This window comes from Sphingomonas sp. GW821-FHT03E12, assembly GCF_059420685.1.
Genome location: NZ_JBWKUF010000004.1, coordinates 642,303 through 655,118 on the forward strand (window position 1 = coordinate 642,303; position 12,816 = coordinate 655,118).

Genomic DNA, 12,816 nt, shown 5'->3' on the forward strand with positions numbered 1-12,816 from the left:
CTGTCAATCCATCGGGAGATACGACATGAGCGACGATGACCGCAGCGAAGCGACCCGCGTCGAAACGCCGACGCATACCACGACGATCATCGAACGCCGCAGCGGCGGCGGCGGGCTGATCCTGGGCCTGATCGCCCTGGTGATCGTGGTGGTCGGCGCGTTTTTCTTCCTCAGCGACAAGGGCAGCGAGACCAAGAAGGACGCTGCCATCACCGAAGCCGCCAGGAAAGTGGGCGCGGGCGCGGAAAAGGTCGGTGACGCCGCCGAGAAGGCGGGGCAACGGATCGAGAATTCGGTCCAGTAGCCGGTCAATTTGCCTGACGATGTCAAAGAGCGTCAGGCAAATGTTTCAAATCGGCGGCGTGTAGGAAAATGATTTCTGTAGCCGCTCAGCGCAGGCAGGCATCGAGCCCGTCGTTCTGGACGACACCGATTCGTGCCGCGATCGAATTGCCGTAGCGGCGGGTGAAACCCTTGGGTGCGACGCCCGCCCGCTTCTTGGGCAGCGGGAGCACGGCGGCAATCCGTGCCGCCTCGGCTCGGGTCATCTTCGCTGCGCTGTGCCCGAAATAGCGCAGCGAGCCGGCCTCGACGCCATAGGTGCCGATCCCGGTCTCGGCGACGTTCAGATAGACTTCCATGATCCGCTTCTTGGGCCAGATCAGCTCGATCAGGATGGTGAACCACGCCTCCAGTCCCTTGCGGAAGAAGCCGCCGCTCTGCCACAGGAAGACGTTCTTGGCGGTCTGCTGGCTGATCGTCGATCCGCCGCGCAGCACCTTGCCGCCCTTGGCGTTGCGGTACATCGCCGCGGCGATCGCATCATAGTCGAAGCCGCTGTGCGTGCAGAAGGATGAATCCTCGGCCGCGATCGCCGCGCGCGCCATGTCGGGGTCAATCCGGCTCAGCGGCACCCATTGCTTGCTGATGCCATGGCCCGAGATAAGGTCGCCCGCCATCGTCAGGGTGAAGGGCGGGGGAACGAAGCGGAAGAGCAGCACCAGCAGCAGCGAGCCCGCGATGAACACAAGCAGACCCTTGCCGGCCCAGACGATGAGCCGGCGGCCCCATCGCCGCATGCCAGTTGCTGCCGCCAATTCCGCCCCCGGACGCGCCGTCAGCCGACGGCGAGCAAGCGCCGGTCGCCGGCCAGCCGCATCATCGCCTTTTGCAGCTTCTCGAACGCGCGCACCTCAATCTGGCGCACGCGCTCGCGGCTGACGCCATAGACCTGCGACAGCTCCTCAAGCGTCTTGGGATCGTCGGTCAGGCGGCGTTCGGTCAGGATGTGCTGCTCACGCTCGTTGAGCTCGTCCATCGCTTCGGTCAGCATGGTGTGGCGGACATCCGCCTCCTGTGCCTCGGCCACGACCTCGTCCTGCAGCGCACTGTCGTCGGCGAGCCAGTCCTGCCACTGGCCCTCGCCATCTTCGCGCATCGGCACGTTGAGCGACGTGTCGCCACCCATCGCCATGCGGCGGTTCATCGAGGTGACTTCTTCCTCGGTGACGCCCAGATCCTTGGCGATCTTGGCAAGGTGTTCGGGGGACAGGTCGCCATCCTCGAACGCGTCGAGCTTGGCCTTCATCCGGCGCAGGTTGAAGAACAGCTTCTTCTGCGCAGCGGTGGTGCCCATCTTCACGAGGCTCCACGACCGCAGGATGAATTCCTGGATCGAGGCGCGGATCCACCACATCGCATAGGTAGCGAGGCGGAAGCCCCGATCGGGCTCGAACTTCTTCACGCCCTGCATCAGGCCGATATTGCCCTCGGAGATCAGCTCGGACACCGGCAGGCCATAGCCGCGGTAGCCCATCGCGATCTTCGCAACGAGGCGCAAATGGCTGGTCACGAGCTGCGCCGCAGCTTCGGGATCGCCATGTTCCTGGAAGCGCTTGGCGAGCATATATTCCTGCTCGGGCGCCAGGATCGGAAACTTCTTGATCTCGGCCAGATAGCGGTTGAGGCTCTGCTCACCGCCGAGTGCGGGGATCGTCGCCGGGACGTTGCTTCCGCTTGCCATGATCTGCTTACTCCCTTTTTGAGCGTCCCCCCTGAAGCGGCGAGGACAATGTGCGACCCTCCGAAGACGGGTCTGTGAAAGTCTATACGACGAGCCGGTCGAACAGTTCCTGCATGTCGGGCGGCATTCGACTTTCAAAAGCCAAAGCCTGGCTATTGATGGGGTGGATAAACCCCAAATGCGCCGCATGTAAGGCCTGACGATGGAAACCCAGGGTTTCCAACAGCTCACGATGTTCTTTTTTCGTTCTGCCATAGACCGGATCCCCGATCAAGGGGTGGCCGATCGACGCCATGTGCACGCGTACCTGATGCGTGCGCCCGGTTTCCAGCCGGCATTCGACCAACGCCGCTTGGTCGAGTTGTCGAAGCTGACACAATTGCCAATGTGTCACCGCGCGCTTGCCGCCGGCGACGATCGCCATCTTCTTGCGGTTCAGCGGCGAGCGGGCGAGCGGCGCGTCGACCGTGCCGCTGCCGGTCTTGGGCCGGCCCGAGACGATCGCCTTGTAGCGTCGGTCGATCGAGTGCGCCTTGAACTGGCGGGCGAGCCCGACATGCGCGCGATCGGTCTTGGCCGCGACCATGAGCCCCGACGTATCCTTGTCGATCCGGTGGACGATCCCCGGCCGCGCCACGCCGCCGATGCCCGACAGGCTGCCCTGGCAATGGTGGAGCAGGGCGTTGACCAGGGTCCCGTCGAAATTGCCCGCCGCCGGATGGACGACGAGGCCCGCCTGCTTGTCGATGACGATCAGATGCTCGTCCTCGAACACGATGTTGAGCGCGATATCCTGCGGCTCGTTGTGCGCGGCCGCGGGCTCGGGAACGTCGATACGGAACAGCGCGCCACCCGGCGCCTTCTTCTTGGGATCGCGTACCTGCCCGTCGGGGCCGGTGACGTTGCCGGTCGAGATCAGCGCCTTGATCCGCTCGCGCGAAAGCGTGGGCAGGGCGTCCGCCAAAGCCCGGTCGAGACGCCAGCCATTGGCCGCGTCTGCAATCCGCGCTTCTAGTGTGGAAACCCCCGGACTCATTGTCGTAGGGAGATGGGAATGAGGGTCCGGATTTCAAGGTGTGTTGTCGAACTAGTTCAGCGTGCTGCCGCGGAAGCTGCGCCGAGCGAGGCATGCGGGCTGTTGTTCGGTGAAGACGGTGCCGTGGACGCCGCCAGCATCGACGCGAATGTCGCCGGAAACCCGCTCATCCATTTCGAGATCGACCCCGCCGCGCTGTTCTCGGCGATCCGCGCCGAGCGGGCGGGCGGGCCGGTGCTTGCGGGCTATTGGCATTCGCATCCGTCGGGGGACGCTCGCCCTTCTGCGACCGATGCGGCCATGGCGGCTCCGGACGGGCGGCTGTGGCTGATTGTCGCGGGTGGAGACGTCACAGGCTGGCAGGCCGTGGCAAACGGCAGCCACCATGGGCGCTTTGCACCGGCCGTCCTGGAGATCGGCTGAGCGGCGTCAGCTGTGACTCGGGTCGGTGTCATGGAAATCGACCCGCATCTTCATCGCGCCGATCGGCTCGACGCTATGCATCTGCCGGGGCAGGCACAGCCCGGCATCACCCGGCCCGAGAACGCGTTCGGCGGGCGGCTCGGCATAGAGCAGCCGCACGCGCCCTTCCAGAACGCGGATCATGGCCCAGACGCCCGCCTTGGTCGAATGGTCCGAGCGAAGCGCCGCGGGGAGCGTCGCTTCGTCGAACACCGGTGTCGAGCGATAGGGCCCGGTCATTTCAGGCGGCCTGCCGGATGTCGTCGGCGTGCACGGGATAGGGTGCGATCCTGGCGTGATCGACAGGCAGGCCGGCCAGTTCGCTGGCAAAGCCATGGTTGACGTCACGGTGATGCGCCTCGTCGGCGCGGACCACCAGCACCACGTCCCGCAGCGTCGCATCGTCGGGAAGCTGCCAATAATGTTTCGCGATGTCCGGGGCCGGGACGTTGGGGGAGCGGCCCTCGTCGATCTCGGCGAGATAGTGGGTGTAGCTGATCACCGCCTCTTCCTCGAAATAGCCGACGACGCGATGCGCGGTCTTCGGGCTGATCAGGTAGAGCGCGAAGAAGGCCAGATAGAACACCCATTGCACGCCGACGATCACTGCGCGCTCGAACCAGGTCGGTCGGGCGACATGGATGAAGGTCATCAGGTGCATCCGTTCATTCTCCGCCTCCTCCATCAGGGTGCGGATCCATCCCTGATCGTCGCACATGCGGCGCAGGCATTTGAGATGGGTGATCGTCGCGCCGACCATGCCGGGCACCGCCGCCACGGTTTCGAGCACGATCGCGCGATGGCCGTAGCGCTTGGCGAAAAACGTGTCGGCGCAGAAGCGCAGCAGCTTGGTGAAGCCAAGCGCAACGCGGTCCGAGAAATCGACCGGCTCGTGATGGATGCTGAGGTCGATCAGCGGCGTGTGGGTATTCGGCATGGTTATGCTCCTTCCTGAATTGATGCTCAGGCCGCGGTTCCGCGGTCGGGCAGTTTGAAGAACAGTGCGAGTTGGAGGCTCTCCGCGATCCGCGCGGCCTTGAGCTGGAGCGCCATGGCGGCGTCCGGGGTCATCAGCTCGTTGGTGGTTTCCGCCCATAAAGCGAGCCAGCGGTCGAACAGGGCAGGGGTGATGCGATCGCCATGCTTCTTGTGCATGGGGACCGGCTGGCCCTTGTAGCGGCCGCTGGTGAGCATCACCGACGACCAGAAATCGGTCAGCTGGTTGAGATGTTCGGGCCAGTCGTGGATCGCATCGTCGAACACCGGGCCGAGCGCCGCATCGGCGCGAACCCGCGCGTAGAATGCGTCGACCAGCGCGCGAAGGCTGTCTTCGTCGATCCCGTGCCGTTCGCTTGCTCTGTCTCCGCTCATGCGGCGCATCTAGGAACCCGCCTGGCCGGCTCCCATTGGACAAATCGCCTCAGGTCTGTGCCGGCGGACCAGCGTGCGCTCCGGCTCCGAGGCGCCCGCCGCTTCGTCGGGCGGGCGCCTCGGATCGACAGGCGACGATCCCGGGCGGGGAACATTCGGCGGCCGGTCAGGTTATCTCTTTGGAATAAGGGAGTTTACCATGCTCTGGACCATTGCCGTCGTCATTCTGTTGCTATGGCTGCTGGGCTTCTCGCTCGACGTTGCGGGTGGACTGATCCACCTGCTGCTGGTCGTCGCGTTGATCGTGATCGTGGTGCAGTTTCTGCGCGGACGCAGCGGCGTCTGAACAGAGGCGGCGGGTCAGTGCCCGCCGCCCTTCACCAGCGCGGTGATCGCCGCCAGCGCCGCGTCGAAGCGCCCCTCGGCCTCGGCGTAGCGAAGCAGCTTGACGCGCTCGACGATGATTTCCTTCGGCGTCGGGGACTGGTTGAACAACACCATGACCTCGTCCGCGAATTCGCCGAGCGGCTGATAGCCCTCGCGGGTGCGCTGACCCGGCGTCAGGTCGGTTTGCGTTGCGGGTGGCGCGAGCTCGATCACCTCGACCTGCCCGGCCAAGGTCTCGCGCAGCGCCACGGTGTAGCTGTGGATCGCCGCCTTGGTCGCGCTGTAGGTCGCCGCCACGACCAGCGGCACGAAAGCGAGGCCGGACGTCACGTTGACGATCGCCGCGTCCGCCTGTGCCTTCAGGTGATCGACCAGCGCGTTGGTCAGCCGGATCGGGCCGAGCAGGTTGGTGGTGATCGTCGCTTCGGCACCGGTCAGGTCGTGGCGGGTGCCGACATCCTCATGCTGCATGACGCCGGCATTGTTGATCAGGACGTTGAGCGAGGGATGCGCCGCGAGGAGGTCGCGGGCGAACGCCTCGATCGCCTCGGGGCTTTCGATGTCGAGCGTCATCGCGTGCATGTTGGGCCGGCCGGCGATCGCCGCCTCGAGCGCCGCGCGGCGGCGGCCGGCGATGATGACGGTGTTGCCCGCGTCGTGGAACCGCTGCGCCAGCGCTTCGCCGATGCCCGAGCCGCCGCCGGTGATGAGGATGGTGTTGCCATTGGTCTTCATGGGGTGCCTCCTGAATGGGTGGGGGCGATGTAGCGCGACACTTTCAGCTGGAAAGAAGGCACCCGAAAGATTTATACCCACCTAATGGAGAGTAATGTGAAATCCTGCGAGTGGCACGCGGCGGATCCGCGTGTCGATGCCCTGGTCAACGAGCTGATCGGCAATGTTGCCGACAAATGGACGATGATCCTGCTCGAGACGCTGGAGCAGCATGGCGAGCTGCGCTTCACCCAGCTCTCGAAGCTGGTGCCGGAGATCAGCCAGAAGATGCTCACCCAGACGCTGCGGCGGATGGAGCGCGACGGCATGGTCACCCGCACCGTGCATGCGGTCGTGCCGCCGCGCGTCGATTATCGGCTGACCCCGGTGGGCGAGAGCCTGGGCGAGGCGTTCTGCGGCGTCTGGCTCTGGGCAGAAGCCAATCTGGAGACGGTCCTTGCCGCGCGTGCCGGCTTCGACACGCGCGGCAGCTGACGGCTCAATTTCCCGGCGGCCCCAGATAGTCCGCGCCGTACACGGCCTTGCGGATATCGGTGTGGAGCGTGCCGTCGAACGGGATGGTCTGGACGAAGAACACCGTCGCCATGCGGTTCGCCGGATCGACCCAGAACAGGGTCGAGGCCATGCCATCCCAGAAGAATTCGCCGACCGCACCGCGATTACGCTCCGGCTTGTCGGGGCGCGCGGTGCGCACCGCGAAGTCGAAGCCGAACCCGCCGTCGATCTTGCCCATCAGCCATTCGCGCTCCTTGACCGCGGGATCGAGCTGGTCGGTTGCCATCAGCCGGATCGTCGCGGGCTTGAGGATGCGCGCGCCGTCAAGCTCGCCGCCGTTGAGCAGCATCCGGGCGAAACGCATATAATCATCGATCGGCGCGACGATGCCCGCACCGCCCATCGTCAGCTTTGCGCCGGGGAAGTTCATCCGCTGCGTCTGCACATCGGGCTGGCGGACGAGCTTGCCGTCCTGCTTCACATAGGTCGCGGCAAGGCGGGGGAGGCGGTCCATCGGCTGGTGCCATGCGGCCTCGCGCATCTTGAGCGGCTCGAAGATATGCGTGCGGACATAGTCGGCGAACTTCATGCCTGAGAGGCGCTCGACCAGCAGCGCCTGGACATCCACCGCAGCGCTGTAATGCCATTCGGTGCCCGGCTCCGACAGTAAGGGCACCTTGGCCAGCCTGCGGCCGAATTCGGCAAGGTCATTGTCGAGGTTGAGCGGGTCGGCGGCGGCGAAGGCCTTGTGCGCCGCGGTCGGTCCGTCGCCATAGGCAAAGCCCGCAGTGTGGCGCAGCACATCGCGGATCGTGATCGCGCGGCTGGCGGCGCGCCACAGCGGCTTGCCGTCCTTGTCGGTGCCGTCCTGCACCAGCGGACTGGCGAATTCGGGCAGGTAGCGCGCGAGCGGATCGTCGAGCCGGAACTTCCCCTGCTCCCAAAGCTGCATCAGCGCGACCCCGGTAACGGGCTTGGTCATCGACCAGATCTGGACCAGGGTGTCGCGGTGGAAGGGCTTGTTGCCCTCTCGATCGGCAGAGCCGCGCTCACCATAATAGGCCTCGCGGCCGTCCTTCCACACCAGTGCCGAAACCCCGGCGGCGCGGCCGTCCGCGACCATTGTCGCAAGCATGGCATCGATCCGCTTCTTGTCGATGCGCAGCGTCTCGCTGACCGCCGGGCGCTCCTGCGCCAGCGCCGGCAACGGCACCGCGGCGGCCAGCATTACCCCGGTCAACGCTGTCATCATCGTTCGCCGCATCTATCCTCTCCGCTCGTTTCGGACGAGGCTATCGGGCTTCACGCCGGGATGAAAGATCGTTTGCTTGCGGCATTGCCCTCGCTGCGCCAAAGAGTTGCGCGAATTGCCGGAGCATCATGTGACCATCTCGCCCACCGACTTCGCCAGCCTGCTTTGCTCGCGCCTCTGCCACGACCTGCTGAGTCCCGTGGGCGCGCTCAACAACGGGCTGGAGCTGCTGGCGGACGAGAACGACCCGGAGATGCGCGCACGCTGCCTCGAGCTGCTCGCCGAAAGCGCGCGGGCAAGCGCGAACAAGCTCAAATTCTTCCGCTTGGCCTTCGGCGCCGCGGGCGGGTTCGGCGACACGGTGGATACGCGCGAGGCACAGGCGGCGATCGAGGGACTGTTCGGCGACAATCATCGCGTCTCGATCGGCTGGATGGTCGAGGATCCGCAGCTTCCCAAGCAGGTGATCAAGGTGCTGCTCAACCTCGCGCTGATCGGCGGCGACGCGCTGGTCCGCGGCGGCCAGCTCGATATCGGCGCGGAGGCGCGCGACGGCATGGTCGAGATCGTGGTCCGCGCGGACGGGCCGCGCATCGTGCTCGACCAGGAGCTGCGCGGCGCGCTGACCGGCGACACGGGCGACGCGCCCGTCACCCCGCGCGCGGCGGCGGCCTATCTGGTGCATCAGCTCGTTGCGCAGGGCGGCGGCGACCTTCAGGTCTCGCCCTCCGATGCGCCGGTGCTGTTGTTCGGGGCGGCGTTCAAGCTCGCCTGATTGGCGGAGGCAGGGCGATGGATGAGATCGGTGTCGGTCTGATCGGCTATGGCCTGGGCGGCCGGGCCTTTCATGCGCCCTATGTGCAGATCACCCCGGGGATGCGCCTGCGCGCCGTGGTCTCTCGCGATCCGGCCAAGGTCCATGCCGATCTGCCCGGCATGCGCGTGGTGCCCGATGTCGCGGCGCTGCTCGCCGAGCCGGGGATCGATCTCGTTGTCGTTTCGAGCCCCGACGAACTCCACGCCGAACATGCGCTGGCTGCGATCCGGGCGGGCAAGCATGTGCTGATCGACAAGCCCTTCGCCACCACGCTCGCCGATGCGCGCGCGATCGCGGCGGAGGGGGAGGCGAAGGGCGTGATCGTCACCGCCTTCCAGAACCGCCGCTGGGATGCCGATTTCCGGACGCTGCAGGATCTGATCACCGACCGGGCACTTGGCGAGATCGTCGAGCTCGAAAGCCGGTTCGATCGCTGGCGCCCGGTTCCGGCGGCGGTATGGAAGGAAGCGCGGCCCGGCGGCGTATGGCTCGATCTGGGGCCGCATCTCGTCGATCAGGCGCTTCAGCTGTTCGGGCGGCCGATCGGTATCACCGCCGATATTGCCACGCTCCGCGCAGACGCGCCTGCGCCGGACTATTTCCAGGCCGTGCTGCGCTATCCCGCGCTTCGCGTGACCCTCCACGCCAGCAAGCTGGCCGCCGCCAACACGCTCCGCTTCAAGGTGCACGGCACGGGCGGCAGCTGGGTCAAGCACGGCATCGATCCGCAGGAAGCGGCGACCGTCGCCGGGAAGGTGCCGGGTGAGGGGAGTTGGGGCGTCGATCCGGTCGACGGCATCCTTACCCGCGCCGACGGATCGAGCATGCCCGTCCCCAATGTCGCCGGGAACTACCGCCTGTTCTGGCAGGCGCTCGCCGCGGCGGTGCGGGGCGAGGGTGCGAACCCGGTTCCGGCCGCGGACGCGATCGCGGTGATGGAAGTCCTCGACGCAGGGCTGCGCAGCGCGGAATCGCACACCGAAGTCAAAATCCCGCAAGCTGGCTAACCCAGTCTTAACGCCTGCACGGCCATGACCGGCCGGACCGTGTGGGGGCATTGTGGACGACCTGCTGCAAGAATTCATCGCGGAGACGCGAGAGACGCTGGAAGCGCTGTCGGGCGAGATCGTCGCCTGGGAGGCGAATCCGGACGATCGCGCGCGTCTGGATGCCATCTTCCGCTTCGTCCACACGGTGAAGGGAAGCTGCGGTTTCCTCGACCTCCCGCGCCTTGCGCGCCTTAGCCATGCTGCAGAGGATGTTCTGGCCGCGGTGCGCGCCGGAGAACGGACGCCCGACCGCGCGCTGGTCAACGCCGTGCTGGCGGTGGTCGACCGGATCGGCGAGCTGGTCGAGGCGATCGACGCCGGTGCCGGGCTTGATGACAGCGGCGAGGATCTGCTGATCGCGGCGCTGGCCGAGGGGTCGGCGGAAGTGATTCAGGCCGCCGTTCCGGCGGCGCAGCGCGCGGCGGCGCGCAGCGTGCGCCTCAATGTCGACCTGCTCGACCGGATGATGAGCGGCATGTCGGACATGGTACTCGCCCGTAACGAGCTGTCGCGGCGGTTGCGCAATGCCGAGGTCGACCCGCAGGTCGAGGCTGCGCTGGAGCGCATGTCGGCGACTGTTGCGGACCTGCGCGATACCGTCACCCGCACCCGCATGCAGAAGATCGACGCGCTCTTCTCGGCGCTGCCGCGGATGGTCCGCGACACCGCGGCGAGCCTGGGCAAGTCGGTCAACCTCCAGATCGACGGCGCCGAGGTCGAACTCGACCGCGAGATGATCGAGGTGCTGCGCGATCCGCTGGTCCACATCATCCGCAATTCGATCGATCATGGCATCGAATCGCCCGAGGGCCGCCGCGCCGCGGGCAAGCGCGAGCATGGCCGCCTCAGCGTCGCCGCGCGCCAGTCGGGCAACCAGATCGTCGTCGAGATCGCCGATGACGGCCGCGGTATCGACACCGAGCGGCTAATCCGCAAGCTCGCCGATACCGGCCGCGACGAGCGTGCGCTGCGTGCGCTCAGCGATCGGGCCAAGCAGGAACTGGTGTTCGAGCCGGGACTGTCCAGCAAGGACGAGGTTTCGGAGATTTCCGGCCGCGGCGTCGGCATGGATGTGGTCCGCGCCGCGATCGAGCAGATCGGCGGCCGCGTCGATCTCGACAGCCAGCCCGGCAAGGGCCTGCGCATCCTGATCCGCGTCCCGCTCACGCTTTCGATCATCCCGACGATCGTCGTCGCTGCGGCAGGCCAGCGTTTTGCCGTGCCGCGCCAGGCGATCGAGGAGATCGTCAGCGAATCGAGCGACTCGATCCGTGTCGATCGCATCGGCAGCGCCGAGGTGGTGACGGTGCGCGACCGGCGGCTTCCGCTGGTCGAGCTGGCCAGCGTCCTCGAAATCGGCGGCAATGTCTGCCCGATGCACACGATGCTGGCGATCGTGAGCGTGGGCGAGGGCAGCTATGCGCTGCGCGTCGACGACGTGCTCGACAATGAGGAACTGGTCATCAAGCCCGCCGCGCCCGCGATCATGGCGACGGGCGTCTATGCCGGCCAGACGCTACCCGACAGCGGCCGCCCGATGCTGCTGCTCGATTGCGGCGGGATCGCGCGCGATGCCGGGCTCCAGTTCATCCACGACGTGCTGGCCGAGGACGCCGAGGAAGCCGTCGAGGCGGAGGCCGAAGGCGTCCAGGCGCTGGTCTTCGTCGATCTCGACGGTGCGCGGCGCGCAGTGCCGCTCGGCGTGGTCGATCGCATCGAGCAGGTCGAGGCCGATGCGATCCGTCATGCGGCCGGGCGGATGCGCCTGACCATCGATGGGCGGATCATCCCGCTTGCCGCACAATGCGAGCTGGGCAACGCGCCGATATGGTCGGTCCTTCGCTTGCAAGACGGTGTAAGCGAGATTGGCTATGTCATTGCAGAAGCCGCAGATATCGTGACGCTTCCGGTGGACGTCGTTGCGGCGGGCGTCCCCGGCCCGATTGCCGGTGCGGTGCTGCTCGACGGCGAACCGGTCGAATTGCTCGACCCGCACTGGCTGTTTGCCGAACATGGCGAGGCGGGTGCGGATCAGGATGCGGCACCGCTCTGCCTGCTCACGGGCGGTGAGGACGGGTGGATGCGCACCTTCGTCCAGCCGATGCTCGAAACCGCGGGCTATCGCGTGACGCTCGATCCCGGCGCGCACGCGGATGTCGTGCTGGCGCTCGACAGCCCGGCCGAAGCGCATGCCGTCAAGGCACCGGTCGTCCGGCTGCGCAGCAAGCGTGGCTGCGAGGGCGACGGAAGCATCTGGCGCTATGATCGCGACGCGCTGCTCGGCGCGCTCGCCAGTGTTGCACGGGGGAAGTGATGGAACGGCTGTTTCTCATCGCGCACGTCGCGGGGCAGGCGGTGGCGATCGGCGCCGACCAGGTCGAATCGGTGGTGGATATCGGCACGATCGTCGCGGTTCCCCGCGCAGGCGGCCATGTCCGCGGGCTCGCCGCGCTGCGCAGCCGGGTCGTGACGGTGATCGATACCGTCGCGGCGCTGGGCATGACGGGCGGACAGGATGCCAGCCGCGCGGTCATCACCCGTGTCGACGGCCATCACTACGCGCTGCTGGTCGATGCGCTTGACGATGTCGCGCCGTTCGTCCTGCATCCGCTCGCCTCGGGCGTGCCGCTGTCCGAAGCCTGGCAGCGCGCAGGAATCGGATTGGTCGAGCGCGACGGAGAGCCGATCCTGGCGATCGACCTGACCGCGCTGGTGCCCGCGACGCCTGCTCAGGCCGCGTGAATTGGCATTAACGTGGTGATTACATCTTTCAGGCACAACTGCCGGTGAACGCGCCAAAATCCGGGAATGGCCCAACATGAAGACCTGCCTCGTCGTCGATGATTCCAAGGTGATCCGCAAAGTGGCGCGTCACATCCTCGAAACCCTCAATTTCGAGGTGCGCGAGGCCGGCGACGGACGCGAGGCACTCGACGCGTGCCTGGACTCGGTGCCCGATGTCGTCCTGCTCGACTGGAACATGCCGGTGATGAGTGGGATGGACTTCCTGCGCGCGCTCAAGGACAGCGGCATCAGCCAGAAGCCCAAGGTGGTGTTCTGCACCACCGAGAACGGCATGGCCTATATCCGCGCCGCGATCGAGGCGGGCGCCGACGAATATGTCATGAAGCCGTTCGACCGCGAGACGCTTGAAAGCAAGCTCCAGATCGTCGGCGTCGCCTGAGGGCC

17 protein-coding genes are annotated in these 12,816 nt (G+C 66.4%); 9 read left to right on the forward strand and 8 right to left on the reverse strand.

The annotated features are described in order from the left end of the window. The first annotated feature begins 25 nt into the window (after window positions 1-25). Window positions 26-304: a hypothetical protein gene (locus tag AC07TU_RS16320; protein WP_495188964.1), complete on the forward strand. Its 279-nt coding sequence runs from the start codon at window positions 26-28 to the stop codon at window positions 302-304. Between the two features lie 85 nt (window positions 305-389). Here AC07TU_RS16320 and mtgA read toward each other — a convergent pair whose 3' ends face one another. From mtgA to AC07TU_RS16335, 3 genes are all read right to left on the reverse strand, one after another. Beyond that, window positions 390-1,079: a monofunctional biosynthetic peptidoglycan transglycosylase gene (gene mtgA, locus AC07TU_RS16325; protein WP_495188965.1), complete on the reverse strand. Its 690-nt coding sequence runs from the start codon at window positions 1,077-1,079 to the stop codon at window positions 390-392. A 38-nt stretch (window positions 1,080-1,117) separates the two neighbouring features. Beyond that, on the reverse strand, window positions 1,118-2,023 hold the full coding sequence (gene rpoH / locus AC07TU_RS16330; protein WP_066575916.1) for an RNA polymerase sigma factor RpoH: 906 nt from the start codon (window positions 2,021-2,023) through the stop codon (window positions 1,118-1,120). Window positions 2,024-2,105: 82 nt separating this feature from the next. Next, a complete protein-coding gene (locus AC07TU_RS16335) occupies window positions 2,106-3,059 on the reverse strand; it encodes an RluA family pseudouridine synthase (protein WP_495188966.1) in 954 nt (317 codons plus the stop codon). Between the two features lie 18 nt (window positions 3,060-3,077). Here AC07TU_RS16335 and AC07TU_RS16340 point away from each other — a divergent pair, with 18 nt between their 5' ends. After that, window positions 3,078-3,482: a M67 family metallopeptidase gene (locus AC07TU_RS16340; RefSeq protein WP_495188967.1), complete on the forward strand. Its 405-nt coding sequence runs from the start codon at window positions 3,078-3,080 to the stop codon at window positions 3,480-3,482. Between the two features lie 6 nt (window positions 3,483-3,488). Here the strand turns inward: AC07TU_RS16340 and AC07TU_RS16345 are convergent, their stop codons facing one another. Genes AC07TU_RS16345 through AC07TU_RS16355 form a run of 3 tightly spaced genes read right to left on the reverse strand, consistent with a single transcriptional unit; the run spans window position 3,489 to window position 4,892 of the window. Next, window positions 3,489-3,761 (reverse strand): TehB family protein, encoded by a 273-nt coding sequence (locus AC07TU_RS16345; protein ID WP_495188968.1) that lies wholly within the window; start codon window positions 3,759-3,761, stop codon window positions 3,489-3,491. A 1-nt stretch (window position 3,762) separates the two neighbouring features. Next, window positions 3,763-4,458 (reverse strand): alternative oxidase, encoded by a 696-nt coding sequence (locus AC07TU_RS16350; protein WP_495188969.1) that lies wholly within the window; start codon window positions 4,456-4,458, stop codon window positions 3,763-3,765. Between the two features lie 26 nt (window positions 4,459-4,484). After that, window positions 4,485-4,892 (reverse strand): group III truncated hemoglobin, encoded by a 408-nt coding sequence (locus tag AC07TU_RS16355; RefSeq protein WP_495188970.1) that lies wholly within the window; start codon window positions 4,890-4,892, stop codon window positions 4,485-4,487. A 199-nt stretch (window positions 4,893-5,091) separates the two neighbouring features. Between AC07TU_RS16355 and AC07TU_RS16360 the strand changes: the two genes are divergently transcribed. Next, the gene (locus tag AC07TU_RS16360; RefSeq protein ID WP_495188971.1) at window positions 5,092-5,238 is read left to right on the forward strand and encodes a lmo0937 family membrane protein; all 147 of its coding nucleotides are present in this window, start codon (window positions 5,092-5,094) and stop codon (window positions 5,236-5,238) included. A gap of 14 nt (window positions 5,239-5,252) precedes the next feature. Here the strand turns inward: AC07TU_RS16360 and AC07TU_RS16365 are convergent, their stop codons facing one another. Next, complete coding sequence (locus AC07TU_RS16365; protein ID WP_495188972.1) at window positions 5,253-6,014, reverse strand: SDR family oxidoreductase; 762 nt, start codon at window positions 6,012-6,014, stop codon at window positions 5,253-5,255. 84 nt (window positions 6,015-6,098) lie between these two features. On the opposite strand from AC07TU_RS16365, the gene AC07TU_RS16370 reads away from it, so the two are divergent. Continuing rightward, window positions 6,099-6,488, forward strand: a complete 390-nt coding sequence (locus tag AC07TU_RS16370) for a winged helix-turn-helix transcriptional regulator (protein WP_495188973.1) — start codon at window positions 6,099-6,101, stop codon at window positions 6,486-6,488. A 4-nt stretch (window positions 6,489-6,492) separates the two neighbouring features. Here the strand turns inward: AC07TU_RS16370 and AC07TU_RS16375 are convergent, their stop codons facing one another. Next, window positions 6,493-7,761: a serine hydrolase domain-containing protein gene (locus AC07TU_RS16375; RefSeq protein ID WP_495188974.1), complete on the reverse strand. Its 1,269-nt coding sequence runs from the start codon at window positions 7,759-7,761 to the stop codon at window positions 6,493-6,495. A gap of 130 nt (window positions 7,762-7,891) precedes the next feature. Between AC07TU_RS16375 and AC07TU_RS16380 the strand changes: the two genes are divergently transcribed. The 5 genes from AC07TU_RS16380 (at window position 7,892) to AC07TU_RS16400 (ending at window position 12,811) form a co-directional block, all read left to right on the forward strand. Continuing rightward, complete coding sequence (locus AC07TU_RS16380; RefSeq protein ID WP_495188975.1) at window positions 7,892-8,536, forward strand: histidine phosphotransferase family protein; 645 nt, start codon at window positions 7,892-7,894, stop codon at window positions 8,534-8,536. Window positions 8,537-8,553: 17 nt separating this feature from the next. After that, window positions 8,554-9,585 (forward strand): oxidoreductase, encoded by a 1,032-nt coding sequence (locus AC07TU_RS16385; RefSeq protein WP_495188976.1) that lies wholly within the window; start codon window positions 8,554-8,556, stop codon window positions 9,583-9,585. A 52-nt stretch (window positions 9,586-9,637) separates the two neighbouring features. Further along, window positions 9,638-11,941 carry a chemotaxis protein CheA gene (locus AC07TU_RS16390; RefSeq protein WP_495188977.1) on the forward strand — a complete coding sequence of 768 codons (2,304 nt, stop codon included), beginning with the start codon at window positions 9,638-9,640 and terminating at the stop codon, window positions 11,939-11,941. After that, window positions 11,941-12,369 carry a chemotaxis protein CheW gene (locus AC07TU_RS16395; protein WP_066575896.1) on the forward strand — a complete coding sequence of 143 codons (429 nt, stop codon included), beginning with the start codon at window positions 11,941-11,943 and terminating at the stop codon, window positions 12,367-12,369. The genes AC07TU_RS16390 and AC07TU_RS16395 overlap by 1 nt, the downstream gene beginning before the upstream one ends. Window positions 12,370-12,445: 76 nt before the next feature. Continuing rightward, window positions 12,446-12,811, forward strand: coding sequence for a response regulator (locus tag AC07TU_RS16400; protein WP_495188978.1), 366 nt, complete (start codon window positions 12,446-12,448; stop codon window positions 12,809-12,811). Window positions 12,812-12,816: the final 5 nt, after the last annotated feature.

Bases quoted from the DNA above. Each gene is read 5' to 3' on its own strand.
- AC07TU_RS16400 (WP_495188978.1), top strand. From the start codon at position 12,446: ATGAAGACCTGCCTCGTCGTCGATGATTCCAAGGTGATCCGCAAAGTG.
- AC07TU_RS16370 (WP_495188973.1), top strand. From the start codon at position 6,099: ATGGAGAGTAATGTGAAATCCTGCGAGTGGCACGCGGCGGATCCGCGT.
- AC07TU_RS16335 (WP_495188966.1), bottom strand. From the start codon at position 3,059: ATGAGTCCGGGGGTTTCCACACTAGAAGCGCGGATTGCAGACGCGGCC.
- AC07TU_RS16360 (WP_495188971.1), top strand. From the start codon at position 5,092: ATGCTCTGGACCATTGCCGTCGTCATTCTGTTGCTATGGCTGCTGGGC.
- AC07TU_RS16320 (WP_495188964.1), top strand. From the start codon at position 26: ATGAGCGACGATGACCGCAGCGAAGCGACCCGCGTCGAAACGCCGACG.
- AC07TU_RS16340 (WP_495188967.1), top strand. From the start codon at position 3,078: ATGAGGGTCCGGATTTCAAGGTGTGTTGTCGAACTAGTTCAGCGTGCT.
- AC07TU_RS16385 (WP_495188976.1), top strand. From the start codon at position 8,554: ATGGATGAGATCGGTGTCGGTCTGATCGGCTATGGCCTGGGCGGCCGG.
- mtgA (WP_495188965.1), bottom strand. From the start codon at position 1,079: ATGCGGCGATGGGGCCGCCGGCTCATCGTCTGGGCCGGCAAGGGTCTG.
- rpoH (WP_066575916.1), bottom strand. From the start codon at position 2,023: ATGGCAAGCGGAAGCAACGTCCCGGCGACGATCCCCGCACTCGGCGGT.
- AC07TU_RS16375 (WP_495188974.1), bottom strand. From the start codon at position 7,761: ATGATGACAGCGTTGACCGGGGTAATGCTGGCCGCCGCGGTGCCGTTG.
- AC07TU_RS16350 (WP_495188969.1), bottom strand. From the start codon at position 4,458: ATGCCGAATACCCACACGCCGCTGATCGACCTCAGCATCCATCACGAG.
- AC07TU_RS16345 (WP_495188968.1), bottom strand. From the start codon at position 3,761: ATGACCGGGCCCTATCGCTCGACACCGGTGTTCGACGAAGCGACGCTC.
- AC07TU_RS16365 (WP_495188972.1), bottom strand. From the start codon at position 6,014: ATGAAGACCAATGGCAACACCATCCTCATCACCGGCGGCGGCTCGGGC.
- AC07TU_RS16355 (WP_495188970.1), bottom strand. From the start codon at position 4,892: ATGAGCGGAGACAGAGCAAGCGAACGGCACGGGATCGACGAAGACAGC.
- AC07TU_RS16395 (WP_066575896.1), top strand. From the start codon at position 11,941: ATGGAACGGCTGTTTCTCATCGCGCACGTCGCGGGGCAGGCGGTGGCG.